Consider the following 18,443-nt stretch of genomic DNA (forward strand, 5'->3'; position numbering starts at 1 on the left):
TAAATAGGACTAACTGGTATGCATATAAAAAATAATGACGGATTGAAGGTTCATTCCGCTATTACAAACTACAATGAAATTATTATGAGTGCATTCCGACCCGGTCAGTCGGGTGCATTCCGGGAACATCATTTATATCGATGACCTTTGCACCCTGGATGAATACCGCGGGAAGGGCCTGGCTAAACGGTTACTGGACCACGTGCGTGAAATTGCCAGGCTGAACGATCAGGATGCGCTCGTGCTCGACACGGATTTTACCAATAACACCGCTCAGAAAGTGTGTTTCAAAAGCGGTTTCAAACTGGCCGCACTGCATTTGGCAAGCGCGTTGAAATAGCTGCGGGCTACTCCGCGATCCTGATATTTTTCATCTTCACGGGCAGCCACACCTGCATCGGTCCGCGGCCGCGGTTGGCCCAGGTGTAATACGGGATCGCAGTCACAGTCTGCGGTTCCGCCTTCACATTCAGGCCGTCGGGTGTGGCTTTTACCACTTGCAGGTTCGCCTGGATGGAGATGACCGATTCGTTCAGGATCTGGCTTTTTTGGGTATTGAATGAAGGGTTTTCGGGTACCAGCAGGTTCCATACTTCGCCTGCATTGTCGGCGCCTTCGACGCAATACACAATAGGCCCGCGTTGGAGCGCAACGCGATCGGCATCCGCTTTCACCTCCTTGCGCGCCCTGATTTGCCGTACTTCCATGGGCAGTTTCACTTCTACTTCATCGCCATTCTTCCAGGTACGGTCGATGACCGCATAACCCTTATCCGTTTGGTAAGTAACGGGCATGCCATTCAGCAGTATTTCGATCTCCGCATGACCCGCACCTGCAAAATTGTACAATCCTCCGGGAACAGCCGTTTCAGCCGCCCATCCCGGAATGCGGATGTTCAATGCATATTTGACCTTCTGCGCGGGCGACACCTTGATCTTAACATTGCCATCCCAGGGATAACCGGTATCCATTTTCAGTGGCACCGCCGTTTTTCCAACCTGAAAATTCGTATTGCTGCCCACAAATAGGTTCACCCAGATCTTCCCCTCCGATTTACCATAAATGTAATCTCCCACCGAAGCCACCAGCCTCGCGATGTTGGAAGGGCAGCACGCCGTACCGAACCACGCACTGCGGGCATTGTTACCCACCGAGGAAAGCGGGTTTCCGTAAAAGAAAGTATCTCCGCCAAGGCTCAGGCCGTCTAACGCGCCGTTGTACAGGCTGCGTTCGAGGACGTCGATGTATTTGGCGTCGCCGGTGAGCGCGTTCATACGCTGGTTCCAGAATACCATTCCCACCGACGCGCAGGTTTCGCTGTACGCGGCGCCGTTGGGCAGGTCGTAATCGTCGGTGAAGCCTTCGTTATGGCCAGAGGAGCCGATTCCGCCCGTCAGGTACATATTGCGGTAAACGACATCTTCCCATACGGCGGTCATGGCATTCATGTAGCCCGGATCCTGCGTGACCGACGCCACATCAGCCGCACCTGTGTACTGGTACATGGCGCGTACGGCGTGGCCGGTGATCTCTTTCTGCTGCTTCACGGGCACATCGTCCTGGCAGTACTTCGGGTCTTTCCATTGGTCCCAGATCACGCCTTTTCCATAGCCATGGCCGCGCTGGTCGAGGAACCAGTCGGCCAGTTTCAGGTAGCGGTCCTCTTTTGTTAAATGATACAACTTCATCAATGCCAGCTCGATTTCCTGGTGGCCTGAAACCCATGGACGGTTGGCGACGCGGAATGTGGCATCGATATGGTCGGCGAGGCGGATGGCGACGTCGAGCAGCTTCCGTTTGCCGGTGGTGTTGTAATAGGCCACTGCCGCTTCCATCAAATGCCCCGCACAGTAATCTTCATGCTTTTCCATGTCGGTCCAGCGTTGTTTGAGGTCAGTCAGTGTGTAGTAGGTGTTCAAATAGCCGTCCGGAAGCTGCGCCGCTGCGATCTTGTCGATCCATTCATCCGCTTTACGTTCCAGGGCGGCGTCAGGACGATTTTTCAGCGAATAGGCCATAGCTTCGATGGCCTTGTACACGTCGCTGTCGTCGTAATAAATTCCTTCGTGCTTTTCGCCCTGCTTGCGGGCCACCTTTTCAAAATTCCGGATGCGGCCCGATTTTTCTTCGGTTTGAATGATACAGGCATTCAATGTCGCTGTCGCTACTTTTTCCTGTTTAGGTTTCCAGAACTGGTCGGTAATGTTTACCTCCGAGAACCGCACAGGCTGGATACGCTGCTGGGCTTGCGCAGGGATCGTCAGCATGCACCATACAAGCGCCGCGCCGACATATATTTTAGGGATTAACTGCATTTTAATATTCGTTTTAATCAAAAGAAACTACTTTTTACGGATAACCGGAAACTGTGAAATCCGGAGATTGGTGCAGCCATATGGGATCAGCACGATGTCTTCCTCCTTGTCCTCGGTTTCGAGCTGGTAGGTGACGCTGTACGGAATCGGGCCAGCCATTTCGTTGTACAATCCCCACGACGGAATGCGGCGTGCTTTGGTCCTGATCTGCAACGGGGCATTCTCGGGATTCCACGGATAATTTGAAACCGGTTTCGCTGCTTCCCATTTGTATTGCTCTTCCAGCTTGTTGCCCGGTGTTAGTATTAATCCATAATTCCATGGCGTAGTTGGACGCACTTCGGTGTAGGACGAGCCGTAATCGATAGGATCCTTATCGTTTTTCACCAGTTTGGAGGTTTCTCCTACTTTCAATGCATAGGTTAGCGGCCCGCGCTCGACGGAAATCGAGTTTTCAACCCAGGTATTTTTGAAAATATGCATGGGCAAAGTCAGTTCCACCACATCGCCTTTTTCCCACTCGCGGGTCAGTTTCACGACCTGGTTGCCGTCCGGTTCGAGCCAGAGCTTACCATTCACTTTGACAGCACCCTTTTTACACCAGGCCGGAATCCGCAAATGGAAAGGGAATACCGCTTTGGCAGAAGGGTTTAGCGTGAATTTAATGGTTTCCTCAAAAGGGTAGGAAGTCTCTTCCTTCACCGCCACATTTACACCTTCCGCAAGCTTAATAGTCGCCTCGCTGGCCGAATAGGCCAGAGCTGCAATGCCCTTGTCGGCGGTGGCATACCAGAGGTTTTGGACAAATTTCGGCCATCCCTGGTGCATGTTGGAAGTACAGCACGGATAACCCGTGAGCAGGCCCATGCACACATCGGTACCACCGTGGTTCACGTCAAAATTACGGTGGTGCCGGGTCATCATCACCTGGTTGGCCTGCTGGAAATACTGGCGGGTCATGAAATCGTCGGAATGCTGCGTCGGTAATGCATTGAATGCCACTTTTTCGAGCATATCGGCATAGCCTACGTCGCCGGTGATTTCGAGGATGCTTTCGAGGGAGAACATCATTTCTACGGCGGAGCAAAGTTCGGAACCTTGCGTCGGATCGTTTCCGTGCAATGCTTCGTCGCCGCCGTACAGCCCATGGGCCATGCCGTTGAACTTGCGGAGGTCGGCGAAACCTTTCTGGGTGGCGTCGAGGTATTTTTGTTCCGGGTGATGCTGGAAATAGATCAGCGGTGCTTTGATCCCCTGCGCGAGGTTTACACAGTGAATGCTGCCGCGCGTGGAAAGCAAGTCGGTATTCAGGAATGCATTCGTGTAATCGAAAGTTTGCAGGTGGATGAGATTGCCGAGATCGAGCAGGAACTTGTCGCCGGTGATGTTGTAGAGCCAGTACACCACAGCCAGATTATCAGCACCGCGGTACCTTGCCCAGAATGTCCAGTTATCGAGCGGCTTAGAGGGCAGTTCTTTAAGCTGGTATTTGAAATAATTGGTCATTAAGGTAACGACCCGCTTGTCGCCGGTGGCGGAATAGTATTGTTTCAAAATTTTAAGCATCACCATTTTGGGCCACCAGTCGCGGCTGTTGTCGCGCTGCACGCCGGGCTCGTGGCCGTAATCTTTGGAGGGGCCAAAATAACCGTCCGGTTGTTGGCTCGAAATGGCCCATTCTACCCAAGGTTTGGTTTTGGCGATAAGTTCTTTGTCGTCGAGGATATATGCGAGCGGGAGCAGTCCGTCAATCCAGTAGGGACCGCGTTCCCATTGGTCGCCGTCACCCCCCAACCAGCCATTGCGTTTGCCCATTACGAGCGGGTAAAGTTCGTCGAGTTTGCCGGTGGAGCCGTTTTTCTGGCGAATGAGCATTTCTTTGAGCCAGCCCTGGGGCTTAACGGCGCCTAGTGGCAGTTCGCTGTATGGGTTGCTTCTTAGCGGGGACTTGGCGGGGGTGTAGGTGGCTTCCTTTTGGGCAGTGGCCGGCAGGGAAGCGATTAGCAAAAGGGAGAATAGGAGTTTTTTCATTGGTCGGCTTTAGTTGGGTATTGTCAGGTGTGGTCAGGGATGTTGAATCAAGAAATCGGTGGTCCATGGTCAGGTTTTGTCAGGGCTTGTTTTCGTTGGTTAAATCTTTGGAGGTGGCTAATGCGATTACGCGACCGTTTTCGCCTACTGCATTGTAAAAATGGTATACCACGCCGTTCCATTTGACTACCCAGGGCTTGTGGGCGTAGGTTTTGTCGTAGGGTTCGGTGGAGGAAATCAGGTCGGGGCCGGACCAGTCGGTCCAGTTTTGGAGGTCGTACGAGCAGGCGAAGCGTTCGAATGCGCCCGGTTTCCAGAATGCCCCGAAATAGAACATGACGTACACATCGCCGATTTTGGCGATCTGCGCGTCGCCGCAAATGCCGGTATTGCGTGTGATCAATGGCTTGTCGCCGAGGCGTTTCCAATGCTCCATATCGTCGGAAACAGCCAGGGCGATGCTTTCGAAACCATTGCCCTTGTCGTCGCCTTTCTCACCTTTGGCATTATAAAACATCACAAACGGATGGCCGGTTTTGCGGGCTTTGTCGCGGATTACCAGGCTTTTGTAAATGGTTTTATCGTCGTACCAGCGCGCGTCTTTGTCAATCGCCGAAAGTACGGGCTGCGGAACCCGGGTTACTTCTTTGGGTTTGGTTAAATCAGTGCTGTTGGCAATGCCGATGCCTAAACGGCCTGCCTCGTAGCCTTTCTCCGAACCGCCGAGGTAGGAAACCCAATCCTTATTTTTATACTTTTCCACTTCGTAACTGCCTCCCCATTCGGTATCGACCAATGCCACGTAACCCGCTTTCTGCGTGGCATCCCAGGTATTTTCGGTGAACGACATGATTTTTCCCAGATGCGTCCATTGCAGCAGGTTATCGCTTTTGGAAAGCCAGGTTTCATAACCTTTTCCATCGAAAATAATGTAGGTCATATACCAGACGCCACCTTTCCGGAACACCGTCGGGCTGTCGACCATCCGGCCGCTGTCGGGCTGGGGGACGACAATGCCGTATTTGTATGGGGTTTTGACTTCTTCGAAAATCCTTTGCATTACCTGTTGCGGTACTTTGGTCCGGCCGCCGGACGCGCTGCCGACCGATTGGGCAAACGCTTCGCTGGCTAAACCAAAGCCCGCAGCAAAAAACAATACACATCCAGTCAGCACTCGCTTCATATATCAGTTATAATCAGGATTTTGTTTCAGTTTCGGGTTAGAGTTAATGGCGATTTGCGGGATCGGGAATACGGCCCTGAATGCGCCGGTGGGCTTGTGAGAGAGCCAACTTTTGGTAGTATACACGCCGAAACGGATCATATCGCGGCGGCGGAAGCCTTCCCACGCAAATTCCCAACCCAGCTCGTCGAGCATCCTGCCGTACTGCACCGCGGCCGCATTGCCGGGGTCCACCACTTTATAATTTTCGACATAACCATATTGGTAGCTACTCCCTTTTTGCAGGTCGGCGCCGGTAACCGTCGCTTTGGCGGGTTTTGTCGCGAACGCTCGTGCGCGCACCTGCGACACGACGGTAGCGGCGTCACTGGCCTTGCCCGTACGCAGCAGGCATTCGGCTTTCATCATGAGCACCTGCGCATAGCGGAACACCGGGAAATCGTTGCCCAGGCTTCCCTGCGCCTGGGTTTTTACTTCGAACTTATTCATCCGGTAGCCCTGTGCTTCGCCTGTGTACAGGCCATCGGGGAGCTCGTTGGTGAGTACCACATTCTTGCCGGCCTGGTCGTAGGAGCCTTTTAATGGCGTCACGCCGTCGGCTGCAAACTGCGGACCGGTCATCCAGGTCGCTTTCAGGCGCTGGTCGTCGGCGTCGTAGGTATTGATAAACTGCGGCACACCTTTCGCCGAGCCCGCGCCCCAGGGTGTTGCCAGCATATTGACCTTGTTTTTCAGCGAAGCATGCCACGAAAACATGTGCGCGCTGAACCCGCCGGCCAGGTTTTCTTCAAAGGGAATTGCGAACACGATCTCTGCCGAATTTTGATTTTCGGTAACAAAAGGCGCCGACAGGCTGGTTTCTAACTGGTATTTACCCGAGGCGATGACGTCGTTGCATTGCGTAAGGCATTCTTCCCATTTGGTGTCTCCGGCATAAATGCCGGCGTTGAGGTACACGTTCGCAAGAAGCGTTTTGGCTGCCCATTTGTTGAAACGTGCATACAGCAGCGTGTTTCTTTCTTCACTCAGGTTCGGGATGGATTCGGTTAATTCCTTCACGATGAACTGGTAAATTTCCTTTCTACCGGTTTTTTCGGGCAGTTCCTCGGAGCGGTCGGTGATGAGCGGCGCCTCGCCGAAGTTGTCGCAGATCATCCAGTAGAAAAACGCCCTTACCGTGCGCATTTCGGAAATCAGCGCCTCTTGGGTGACGCCCGCCGGGATTGTGATTTTGTTGTTCGATAGCTGGTCGATCAGCCGGTTGGCATTAATCACCCCTGAATAGAAGGTGTTCCACATGCTGCTGATCTGCGGGTTTTCGGAATTCCACGTGTGCAGGTGCATGCGCTTATAAATCCCGCCATCGTCCCAGCCCGATGCATTGGCGGGCATCACAATGCCGTCGGCGGTCGATTCCTGCGCCATATACCAGTGCGTGTGCGAAATAAGGCCTCGCATGGTAGCGTAGCCGATGCTCATGGCCTGGTACGCATTGGAATAGTTATAGGTATCCTCCGTCACTTCGGAATAGATTTTCTCGGTCAGGTCGTTGTTGCAGCCGCTCGCGGCGATCATCAGCAAAAGCGCTGTTCCTATATATGGTTTCAATGGCTTCATTGTAAATAGTTTTTTGGGTTTGAATAAAAACTAGAATGTCAGCGAGGCGCCTGCGGTGAAGCTGGTAGTGGCAGGGTAGCGGTTCTTGTCGTCGATACCCGGGAACAGGCCGCTGATTCCAACTTCCGGATCGATACCCTTGTAACCGGTGATGGTATAGAGGTTGGCCACCGCCAGGTAAATGCGCGCATGCCGGAGGTATTTGTTTTTCAAACGGAGGTTGTAGCCCGCCGTGATGTTGTCGATCTTCCAGTAGTTGCCATTCTCGATGTAATAGCTCACGTAGTTCAGCGACTGGTCGTCGGCGAGCGGGCGTTTGCCATAGATCGGGTCGTAGGCGTTTGCGCGCAGGTTGCCGCGGGTGAGCATGACGGGCGCACTCCAGAACATCTCGGTCATATTCAAAATCTGGAAACCGAATGCGCCGCGCATGGTAATGTTCAGGTCGAAGTTTTTGTAGGTCAATGTGTTATTCCAGTTCAAATAGCGCTTAGGCAAGCCGTTGCCGATGATCTGCTTGTCGTCGGCCTGTTGCTGGGCGATGGGTTTCGGCTCGCCGTTTTTGCCTTCGATGATCCAGTGGCCGGTTTCGTCGATATCGATGGTTTTGAAACCCCAGAAATTACCGAGTGGCTGACCTACCTGGACGCGGTGTGTGGTTTGCTGAATAGGCTCGCCGGTGTTGCCGGTATCGAAATAGCCGCTGGCTAATGCAAACTTGTCGTTCGATAACGAAAGGATCTTGTTCGCATTGGTCGAGAAATTGACGGAAGTGGTCCAGCGAAATGCGGCGGTTTGCAGGGGGATCGCATTCACCTGGACCTCGATACCCTTGTTTTCCATCGAAGCCGCATTGGCGGTGATGGTACTGTACAAATAGGGCGGGGTAGGTACCGGAAAGTTGGCGATCAGGTCGCGGGTAGTGCGGCGGTAGAGGTCGATGGAGCCGGACAGGCGCTCATTCAGGAAGCCGTAGTCGATCCCCACGTTCACCTCTTCCTTACGTTCCCAGCGGAGATCGGGGTTGGCGTTGTTCGACGGGTTGATAGCCTGCACCCACTGGCCATTGATCAGCACATTGGTATTGAAATTGATTTTGTTCAAAGAAATATAAGAACTGCCGGGTTCCGTACCGGTTACGCCGTATCCCGCCCGGAGTTTCAAGTTCGAAATAGTATTCGAATTTTCCAGAAATGTCTCCCTTTTCAAATTCCAGCCGACAGAAAATGCGGGAAAGCTTCCCCATTTGTGATTAGCTCCGAAGCGCGAGGAGCCTTCGTGACGGATACTGGCCGAGAGCAGGTATTTATTCATGAAACTGTAATTAACCCTGAAAAAATAGCTGATCAGTTTATTCTCCGACTGCTCCGACAACTCCGGGGCCTGCCCGCGGCGTAATGCGAGTCCGGCGTTGATGTTGTTGTAGGAAAAATTGTCGGTGGGGAAATCCCAGTTCTGCATCCAATAGTTCTCGGTGTTGTACCGCCGCCACGTGTGACCGGCCAGGATTACGAAATTGTGGTCATGAAGGGTTTTGTTATAGTTGGCCGTAAATTCGAAGAGATCGTCCTGCGAGCGGGTGGCACCGCGTGACGCGAAGCCATTACGGCCATTGCGGCTGGTGGAGTAGTGGTTTTTGGTTTCATAATAACCGCGCGTGCTGTTGAACATATCCCGCGCAAACAATGCCTTGATTTCCAGCCCTTCCACCGGTGCGAGTGAAATCGTACCATACGTGCGGAGGTTGTTGTTGCGGTTCAGGCCGTTCGATTCTTCTATTAATGCTACCGGGTTCATGTAATCCGTTTTGTCGGTGCGCTCCGTCCATTTGCCGTTTTCGTCCTTCAATGGCTCAGTGGGGTTGAATGTAAGCGCATTGCGGTAAACGAGGCCGGAATAGGGGCCGCCGTCGACGGAGAAGTATTTCTGTTGGTAACCGCTCAGGTTTGCATTGATCTTCAACAACCCGTTGAACATCGAATGGTTGACCTCGATGCGCGGAAATACCGTGGTATTATCCGATTTCTTCATGATGCCATTCAGCCGGCGGTATTCCATGCTTACAATGTAATTGGTCGTGCGCGAGCCGCCCCGGAGACTGATATTGTGGACCTGCGAAAGCGGTTTCTGGGTGACGGCTTCGAGCCAGTTGGTACTGTGGCCATAATCGATGGCGCCGGGTTTGCCCTGGGCGGCCAATGCTCGGTACTGGTTTACGTCCATGAAATCGAGCCGGCGGGTGAGCCTCTGGGTCGTGAAATAGGAGTTCACTTCGAGCGTGGCAGGTGTTTCGCCTTTCACTTTTCGGGTGGTAATGAGTATCACCCCGTTGGTACCACGTGTTCCGTAAATGGCGGCAGCGGAACCGTCTTTCAGCACGTCGATGGACTCGATGTCTTCCGGCGCGACGGTGTTCAGGCCTCCGGGCACACCATCGATGAGCACGAGCGGCTCCGAACTGGCATTGATGGTGGCGTTACCCCGCAATGTGATTTGAGCAATGGCGGTGGGGTCGCCGCTGGGAGTGATGACGCTCAACCCGGCTACTTTTCCGCGAATGAGCTGGGCGGCATCCTGTACCGGACCTTTGACAAAATCCTCGGATTTGACGCTGGCAATGGCACTGGTGATCTGTTCGCGTTTTTGGGTGCCGTAACCGACCACCACCACTTCTTCAAGGCTTTTCAGGTCCGGCGCCAGGGTAATGTCGATCGTGGAGCGGCTGCCCACGGTCACCTCCTGGTTCTGGTAGCCCACATAGGAGAATACCAGCGTCACTTCTGCCGTGGGATCGTCGCTGAGGGCAATGCTGTATTTGCCGCCCACATCGGTGGTACTGCCGCGTGTGGTGCCTTTGATGAGCACGCTTACCCCCGGGAGCAATTCGCCGCCGTCGCCTTTCACAACGCCGGACACGGTCCTGTCGGCTGTTTTCCGGGTTAGTTCCAAAGTGGAGTTAATGCTCTGGATCGACATGGTATAGTTTTGCTGCGTGGCCGGAGCATCTTCCGGAGTGATTGGCTCTATCTGGTGTGCGCCCGGCTTGGTTTCGTCAGCAGTTGTCAGGATCAGGTAAGTTTGTTTGCTGACCTTCTTGTACCGCAGGCCCGAGGGTAGGATATTGTTGAGTTTGGTCTCGATCGTCTGCCCCGCCTGGACCTGCGCCGGCGCAACGAAGAGGCCTTCCAGCAGTTTTTCCTCGAAAAGGATATCGACTTTGTATTGTTTCTTAACCTGCATCAGTGCATCCCGCAGCGCGATCCGGCTTCCCGGGATTATCGTGGTTACCGTATTGGTTTTTGGCGGGCGGTTCTGGGCCATGAGCTGGGCTTTAATCGGGGCGCCATCCAACAGGCATCCCACCATTAAGGTTACCAGAACTTTAACGTGTAATAGTTTCGTCATGATTATGAATGATTAAGGAATTACAAATGATTCGAGTCGATCACGAAGGTCTCGGCCCCGTCTTCGCCCGGGGGCGAGTGGGTAACTCGAGCATTGAGAACGTCGGAAAGGACTTTCAGCACATTGGCCGGGTCGCTGGCATTGAATGTGCCGCCTATGGTGCGACGGGCCAGCGTGGAGTCGGTCACGACCACGTTCACGCCGAAATGCTCGCTGATCTGGTAGGCAATCTCTGAAACCGGCGTGTTTTCGAACATAAACAAGCGCTGTTTCCAGGCCTGGTGCGCCGAAAGGCTCGCGCTGTGTTTCAGGGTCAGCGTCCCCTGCGTCGACATAGTGGCCACATCGCCGGGTTTCATCAGCATGGGCTTGGGGTTCAGCTCATTGAGTGAACGCAATTGCACGCTCCCCTGGCTGAGCACCACTTTAGAACCGCGCTCGCGGCTGTATACGATAAACTCTGTTCCTAAGACCCTGACTTCCAGCTTGTCGGGCGTGCGTACGATGAACTTGCTGTGGTTGGTGGTGTGTTTCACCGCAAATTCGGCTTCGCCTTTTAATTTAACTTCCCGGGTACCGCCCGCAAAACCGAAACGCGGGATACTGAGGGTGGAATTGGCATTCAATGTCACCCGGCTGCTGTCGGGTAGCACCACCGTCCGGATCTCGCCGTAGCCGGTTTCATATTGTTTATACAACCAGAAATCGGAGAGCAGCCAGGCACCCATTATTAATGCCACCGAAGCCGCTGCTGCCCATTTGACTACGAAAATCCTTCCCCGCCACGTGCCGGCGCCCTCTTGCAGCGGGTACGTGCCTGCGCCCGGGCCCTCCGCATTTCCTTGAACGGTATGCAATGAACGTTGGTAACCCCGCTCCACATCCGGTGTGTACTGGGGGTTTTCGGTTTCCCATTCATCCAGCCATTGAAAATACAGCTCGCGGTGGGCAGGGCTTTCCAGCCATTCCTGGATCAGAATGTTCTGCATCCGGGTGGTTTTCCCTTCGAAGAAGTTCTGGATGATCTGTTTGGAGAGAAGTGATTTCTTCATACTTCGTTGAATTCAGTGTTGACATATATCCGATGGCGCCAGGCCGTCAGACGAATAGGAGTAAAATCTGGATCAGTGAGAGCAGCCCGTGGTTCTGCAATGCCTTCCGCAGGATCGACAATCCCTTGGTAATGTGTCCCTCGACGGTTTTGACCGAAATTCCCAGCTCTTCGGCAATGGTGGCGTTCCGTTTCCCTTCAAACCGGCTCATGAGGAATACCTTCTGGTTTTGGGGCGATAATGACCTGATCACCTGTTCGATTTTTAATACGAGCTCCTGGAATTGCAGTTCCTGTTGAGGCGAACTGGCCGGGGTGGCTACTGGTAGGTCATGAAGTTCTTCGGTAACCGCTTCTTTGCCAAAGTTTTTTCGCATATGATGAAACGCCGCATGCCGTACCGTGGTGAACAGGTAGGACCGGTATGAAGTAGTAACCGCCGTATGCAACTGCTTCGACCAGAACTGGCTGAACACTTCCACCACGATATCCTCGGCTACGTCGCGTGCATATACAAACCGTACGGCATGGCTGCACAATTGCTTGTAGTAGCGTTTGAAAAGCAACTCATATCCCCGGCCGGGGTCGGTTGCGAATGCCTGTTTGATAAACAATTCCGAATCGACGAAGTCTGCCGACAGCTTTCTGACCTCCGGGAAATCGGATGCCGGGCCCGCGGTTTCACTCGCACCAGTCTTATTTTCAACGGAATACTTCTGGTTCATACAAGTCATGTAAGTAGGTTATTGATAAGAGTATTTTGCAGCTGCACTACCCTCGATCGTTTTGTGAAATTTTTATTTTTTTTGGGATTTTTTGGGAGGGGCTTTGGCGATGCCGACCGCCGACCATAGACCATGGATTTGTTTTGTAGGTACAGGCGAATAAGGTTTCCTGACTAATGCCGATCAGGATTCGGCGTCGGCGGTCGGCGGCCAGCGGTCGTTCAATAGTTCACAGGCGTACGTACGTTGTCCGAATTTGGACAGTAGTGGTGCAGGGTTTGGTGAAAAATAAGCCTCAGGTAATAAGAATGACCTTTTTACAGGGCGGGCGCGCTTTTTTCTGGAAATATAGGAAGTCGACCCTGGCTATTTCTGACGATATATGACTATTCCTGACTACTCTTGACAACACCTGACCTTTCCCTAAACTGCTTCGAACCATGCTAAGTAACTACCTGAAAGTCGCGTTTCGCCAGTTGGCTCGGAACCGGGCCTATTCATTCATCAACATCGGCGGGCTTGCTGCTGGTATGGCGGTGGCCATGCTCATCGGGCTGTGGGTCTATGACGAGCTTTCGTTCAATACCTACCATGAAAACTACGCACGCATTGCGCAGGTACGCTCGCGGGAGTTCGGGGAACACGGGGTGGGGATCAACTCTTCTGTGCAATACCCGCTGATGACGGAGCTGAAAACTAATTACAAGGAGCATTTCAAACATATTGTAGCGGCTTCGTGGGACGTCGATTATGTGCTGTCTGCCGGAGAAAACAAGATTTCACGTTCGGGGTTGTTCATGGATCCGGAGGCGCCCGAAATGCTTACGCTGCGTATGGTGTACGGTACCCGTGCCGGCCTGCGCGACCCGCATTCGGTCATGCTTTCCAAATCGACCGCGCTAGCATTGTTCGGGGATGTCGATCCGGTGAACCGCGCCCTGAAGATCAGCAACAAGCTGGATGTGACAGTCACGGGTGTGTACGAGGATCTTCCGCAAAACACGCAATTCAACAAGGTCAGGTTCCTGGCGCCGTTTGCACTTTGGGAACTCGATAATCCGTGGATCGGGGAGCGTGCGATGACCGACTGGCAGAACCATTTCATGAAAATTTATGTCGAGCTTCGCCCCGACGCCGATTTCGAGCAGCTTTCTGGGCATATTAAAAATGCGGAAATGAAAAACCTGGTAGGATTTCCCGATGAAGCCAAAAACAAACCGGAGGTATTCCTGCTGCCGATGCGCGACTGGCATTTGCACAATTTCAAACGTGGCCAGCCGGATGAAGGCCCGCTGCAAATGGTGTGGCTGATCAGCATCATCGGCGCATTCGTGCTTTTGCTCGCTTGTATCAATTTTATGAACCTCTCTACTGCCCGCTCCGAAAAACGGGCGAAGGAAGTCGGCATCCGCAAATCGATCGGGTCGGTGAGGGCGCAGCTGGTCAACCAGTTTTTCAGTGAATCATTTGTGGTGGTGATCCTTGCATTCCTGCTGTCTCTTTGGGCCGTCTCACTCGCACTCCCGTGGTTCAACGATCTGGCTGCCAAGCAGATGTTGATTCCCTGGACGAACGGGGGTTTCTGGGCTATAAGTCTGGGATTTATTGCCGTCACAGGCATACTTGCGGGAGGTTATCCGGCATTGTACCTGTCGTCGTTCCAGCCTGTGAAGGTTTTGAAAGGTACATTCCGGGCAGGACGTTTTGCTTCGATCCCCCGGAAAGTGCTCGTGGTGCTGCAATTCACCGTATCGGTAACGCTGGTGATCGGCACCATTATCGTATTCCGCCAGATCCAGTTTGCGAAAAACCGGCCTGCCGGCTACACGCGCGAAGGACTCCTGATGGTGGAAATGAAGTCGGGGGATTTCTACGGCAAACACGAACTGCTTAAAGACGAACTACGGCGTACCGGCGCGGTAACGGACATCGCCGAATCCATGGGGAAAGTCACAGAAGTATTGTCGGGCAACGGCGGGTTCGAATGGCGGGGAAAAAGCCGGGTCGCCGGATCGCCGGCCGCGGATGAAAGTTTCGGCACGCTGATGGTCAGTTCCGAATATGGCCGGACCGTCGGCTGGCAGTTTGTACAGGGCAGGGACTTCTCCGAAACGCTGGCCTCCGATTCGTCGGGCATGGTTGTCAACGAGGCCGCGGTGAAGTATATGGGCCTTAAAGACCCGGTCGGCGAGGCGGTAAGCTGGAAATTCCAGGAGCGGCCCGTCATGCATTACCGTATCCTGGGTGTGATCAGGGACGTGGTCATGGAATCGCCCTACGAACCTACGTACCCGACGGTTTTCATGATCAAAGCGCACGGGGGACCAAACTGGATGCATATCCGGATCAACCCTGCTATGAGCATCAGCGAAGCTTTGCCACACATTGAAGCTGTATTCAAAAGGCTTATCCCGCTCGCACCTTTCGAATACAAGTTCGCTGATGAGGATTATGCGTTGAAATTCGCCGCCGAGGAACGGGTGGGTAAACTGGCCTATTTCTTCGCTGTACTGGCCATTATGATATCCTGCCTGGGGCTTTTCGGTCTGTCGTCCTTCATAGCCGAGCAGCGTACGAGCGAAATCGGGGTTCGGAAAGTGCTCGGCGCATCGGTATTCAATGTCTGGAAACTGCTGTCGAACGAATTTATTATGCTCGTCACGATCGCCTTCGGGCTTGCTACGCCCATCGCCTATTACCTGTTGAGCCAATGGCTGGAAAAGTACACCTACCGCATCGAGCCTTCCTGGTGGATTTTTGCCGCGACAGGCCTGGGAGCCATGGCCATCACGCTGTGTACGATCAGTTTCCAGAGCATTAAGGCGGCATTAATTAACCCGGCAGTATCGTTGAGAGCAGAATAGTAACGTCAGTACGATAAACCGCTTCTTTGCAATCCCCGCCAGCTCACCCTGACGGGGATTTTTTTCAGGAATAAAAAGGTAAAAGCTTGACATTCCGTTTAAATAAAATATCTTTGCAACTAAGATATTTAGAAACAAAGATAATATGAACCAAGAAACGCTCGACCGGCTGAGAAAACTCAGCCAGCAGTATGCATTCGACTCCATCCAGATGCACGAAGCCATTGGACGGAAGGCAGGTCTTTCGGGTACCGATCACAAGTACCTGGGCTTTATCATTCAGAAAGGACAGATGACAGCCGGTGAACTTTCGGCACTGACAGGCCTGACTACCGGTGCCGTTACGGGTTTGATCGACCGGTTTGAGCAGAAAGATCTGGTGAGACGGCGATTTGGCAACGGCGACCGGCGAAAGGTGATCGTGGAACCGAATACCGAAAAGATTATGGCGGTTTTCGAACCGCTTTACAAGGAATTCCGGAGCAAGTCGGAGCAGGTAATGGCGTCGTTTTCAGAGGAGGAGCTGGCTGTTATTGAAAGCTACTTTTTGAAAGCGACTGAAATAATGAATGAAACAACCAGCAAACTCAATACTAAACAATCGTAAAATGGGGACTTACGCTATTGGTTTTCAGGAGATTGACAAGGCGGCGACAGCGGTGGCCGGAGGGAAAGGTGCGAACCTGGGAGAGCTCGCCGGGATTGGTGGTATTCATGTGCCCGATGGCTTTTGCGTCATTACAGAAGCCTTTCGGCAGGTTGCGGGAAAGGCTGGAATAGGCGGCTTGCTGGAACGGCTGGCACTTTTGACGGTTGCGGACAGAAATGAGATTGCCGCGCTCGGACGCGAGATCCGCGGGGCGATAGAAACGGCCGGGGTGCCGTTGGCTATTCGTGATGAAGTCTTTCGTTATGTTGCGAAGCTTGGAGAAGATCATGCATATGCCGTGCGGTCGAGCGCGACGGCAGAGGATTTACCCGGCGCCTCATTTGCCGGTCAGCAGGATACATATTTGAACGTGATCGGGCGCGATGCCATATTGGAACACATCCGCAAATGCTGGGCATCGCTGTTTACCGACCGGGCGATCGCATACCGCATTCAAAATGGTTTCGATCACAGCCAGGTGAGCCTGGCTGTCGTGGTTCAGCGGATGGTTTTTCCGCAGGCATCGGGAATTATGTTTACAGCCGACCCGGTGACCGCCAACAGGAAGGTGACATCCATCGATGCCAGCTTTGGTTTGGGGGAAGCGCTGGTTTCCGGCCTGGTGAATGCGGATGTTTACAAAGTACGCGATGGTGGGATCATAGAGAAAAAGGTTGCTGCCAAAAAACTCGCGATTTACGCATTGCGCGACGGCGGTACGTACGAAGCGGACATCGTGCCGGAAGAGCAAGAGCTTCAAACGCTGACCGACGGGCAGATTTTACAACTTGAACAAATCGGCAGGAAGATCGAGGCGCATTTCGGGCACCCACAGGATATCGAATGGTGCCTGGCCGAAAATGAGTTTTACATCGTGCAGAGCCGTCCGATTACAACTTTATACCCTGTGCCGGAGGCAAATGACGAGGAAAATCACATTTACGTATCGGTAGGTCACCAGCAGATGATGACCGACGCGATGAAGCCGTTGGGATTGTCGACGTGGCAGCTGACGTCGCCCCGGCCGATGGCTACTGCGGGTGGACGAATTTTTGTGGACGTCGCACAGGACCTGCTCTCACCTGCGGGGAGAAAAGTGGTGCTGGACGTCCTTGGAAAGTCCGATCCGCTCGTCAGGGTGGCAGTGACCGAACTTTTGGAACGGGGAGACTTTGTCAAAGACATTACTGGTGGGCCGGGCCCCGGCGAACCGGACCAGCGCCAACCAGCCCAGGGGCCGCCGGCGCATGATTTTTTCACCCTCGATGCCTACGATCCTTCCATTGTGCATGAGTTGATCGGGCGCAGCGAAGCTTCCCTCGCAGTGTTAAGCGAAAACATCCGGACGAAATCGGGAACGGACGTGATCGATTTTATCCTGGACGATTTTCAGCAAAGGAAGAGCCAGGCCGACCCGCAAAGTTTTGGCGTGATCGTGACGGCCATGAATGCCGCTTTTTGGATCAATGAAAAAATGAATGAATGGCTGGGAGAGAAAAATGTCGCCGACACGCTTTCGCAGTCCGTTCCGAACAATGTGACATCGGAAATGGGTTTGGAGCTGCTGGATGTAGCGGATGCGATCCGGCCTCATCCGGAAGTCGTTAACTATTTGCTGGATGCCGGTGGCGACAATTTTCCGGACGGGATGACGGTGCTGAATGGGGGAGCAGAAGCTTCGAAGGCGATCCACGCGTTTCTGGCCAAATATGGCATGCGCTGTGCGGGGGAGATCGATATCACGAGAACGCGTTGGAGCGAAAAGCCTGCTATCCTTATTCCGATGATCCTCGGTAATATCCGACACCAGGAGCCTGGCGCCGGCAAGCTGAAATTCGAGCAGGGGAGACAGGAAGCCGCCGAAAAAGAGACCGAGCTATTAAACAGGCTCAGGCAATTGCCTGACGGTGAGCAAAAAGCGGAGGAGACGAAGCGGATGATCGGGCTGCTGCGCAGCCTGGCTGGTTACCGGGAATATCCCAAATATGCCATTATAAGGAGGTATTTTGAATATAAGAAAGCGTTGATGCAGGAAGCCGGGCGGCTTGTGAATGCAAACGTCATTCGTGAAAAAGAAGATATCTACTATCTCGGATTGGAAGAAATACGCGAGGTGATTCGTGCTCAAAAGGCAGATTATCATATTATTAATCAGCGAAAAGAGGCATTTAGGTACTTTGAAAAACTAACCCCGCCCCGCGTGATGACCTCAGATGGCGAAGTCATCAGAGGTAAGCATAGCCATGAAAATCTGCCCGAGGGCGCCATTGGCGGCCTGGCGGTTTCGGCGGGCATTGTAGAGGGGCGGGCGCGTGTGGTCCTGAATATGGAAGACGCGGACCTGGAACCGGGCGATATTCTGGTAACCGCATTTACCGACCCGAGCTGGACGCCGTTATTCGTTTCGATCAAAGGCCTTGTCACCGAAGTGGGCGGATTGATGACCCACGGGGCGGTGATCGCACGCGAGTACGGCTTGCCTGCTGTTGTAGGGGTTGATAATGCTACCCGGCTGATCCGGGATGGCCAAAAAATACGTGTGCACGGGACGGAAGGATATATTGAGATCCTGTAACGTCACGCGCACACGGGCTAACGGCAAG

At 53.3% G+C, this 18,443-nt stretch carries 11 protein-coding genes; 4 read left to right on the forward strand and 7 right to left on the reverse strand.

The genetic code is table 11. The features are described 5' to 3' along the window. Positions 1 to 88 precede the first annotated feature (88 nt). Positions 89 to 340: a GNAT family N-acetyltransferase gene (locus tag IEY24_RS05120; RefSeq protein WP_188929293.1), complete on the forward strand. Its 252-nt coding sequence runs from the start codon at positions 89 to 91 to the stop codon at positions 338 to 340. 7 nt (positions 341 to 347) lie between these two features. Here IEY24_RS05120 and IEY24_RS05125 read toward each other — a convergent pair whose 3' ends face one another. The 7 genes from IEY24_RS05125 to IEY24_RS05155 all read right to left on the reverse strand — a co-directional run bounded on the left by IEY24_RS05125 (position 348) and on the right by IEY24_RS05155 (position 12,327). Continuing rightward, complete coding sequence (locus tag IEY24_RS05125; RefSeq protein WP_188929295.1) at positions 348 to 2,315, reverse strand: glycoside hydrolase family 127 protein; 1,968 nt, start codon at positions 2,313 to 2,315, stop codon at positions 348 to 350. Between the two features lie 27 nt (positions 2,316 to 2,342). Further along, on the reverse strand, positions 2,343 to 4,346 hold the full coding sequence (locus tag IEY24_RS05130; RefSeq protein WP_188929297.1) for a beta-L-arabinofuranosidase domain-containing protein: 2,004 nt from the start codon (positions 4,344 to 4,346) through the stop codon (positions 2,343 to 2,345). A 79-nt stretch (positions 4,347 to 4,425) separates the two neighbouring features. After that, positions 4,426 to 5,529: a glycoside hydrolase family protein gene (locus IEY24_RS05135; protein WP_188929299.1), complete on the reverse strand. Its 1,104-nt coding sequence runs from the start codon at positions 5,527 to 5,529 to the stop codon at positions 4,426 to 4,428. 3 nt (positions 5,530 to 5,532) lie between these two features. Then, positions 5,533 to 7,146 carry a RagB/SusD family nutrient uptake outer membrane protein gene (locus IEY24_RS05140; protein ID WP_188929305.1) on the reverse strand — a complete coding sequence of 538 codons (1,614 nt, stop codon included), beginning with the start codon at positions 7,144 to 7,146 and terminating at the stop codon, positions 5,533 to 5,535. Between the two features lie 30 nt (positions 7,147 to 7,176). Beyond that, entirely contained in the window at positions 7,177 to 10,551 is a 3,375-nt protein-coding gene (locus tag IEY24_RS05145) for a SusC/RagA family TonB-linked outer membrane protein (RefSeq protein WP_188929313.1), read from the reverse strand. 20 nt (positions 10,552 to 10,571) lie between these two features. Further along, the gene (locus IEY24_RS05150; protein WP_188929316.1) at positions 10,572 to 11,603 is read right to left on the reverse strand and encodes a FecR family protein; all 1,032 of its coding nucleotides are present in this window, start codon (positions 11,601 to 11,603) and stop codon (positions 10,572 to 10,574) included. A 46-nt stretch (positions 11,604 to 11,649) separates the two neighbouring features. After that, positions 11,650 to 12,327, reverse strand: a complete 678-nt coding sequence (locus IEY24_RS05155) for an RNA polymerase sigma-70 factor (protein ID WP_188929318.1) — start codon at positions 12,325 to 12,327, stop codon at positions 11,650 to 11,652. Between the two features lie 440 nt (positions 12,328 to 12,767). Between IEY24_RS05155 and IEY24_RS05160 the strand changes: the two genes are divergently transcribed. The 3 genes from IEY24_RS05160 to ppsA all read left to right on the forward strand — a co-directional run bounded on the left by IEY24_RS05160 (position 12,768) and on the right by ppsA (position 18,415). Next, entirely contained in the window at positions 12,768 to 15,191 is a 2,424-nt protein-coding gene (locus tag IEY24_RS05160) for an ABC transporter permease (protein WP_188929319.1), read from the forward strand. 145 nt (positions 15,192 to 15,336) lie between these two features. Beyond that, the gene (locus tag IEY24_RS05165; RefSeq protein ID WP_188929321.1) at positions 15,337 to 15,798 is read left to right on the forward strand and encodes a MarR family winged helix-turn-helix transcriptional regulator; all 462 of its coding nucleotides are present in this window, start codon (positions 15,337 to 15,339) and stop codon (positions 15,796 to 15,798) included. A 1-nt stretch (position 15,799) separates the two neighbouring features. Continuing rightward, positions 15,800 to 18,415, forward strand: coding sequence for a phosphoenolpyruvate synthase (gene ppsA / locus IEY24_RS05170; RefSeq protein ID WP_188929324.1), 2,616 nt, complete (start codon positions 15,800 to 15,802; stop codon positions 18,413 to 18,415). Positions 18,416 to 18,443: the final 28 nt, after the last annotated feature.

Source organism: Dyadobacter endophyticus, assembly GCF_014641595.1.
In the GTDB taxonomy this organism is placed as follows: domain Bacteria; phylum Bacteroidota; class Bacteroidia; order Cytophagales; family Spirosomataceae; genus Dyadobacter; species Dyadobacter endophyticus.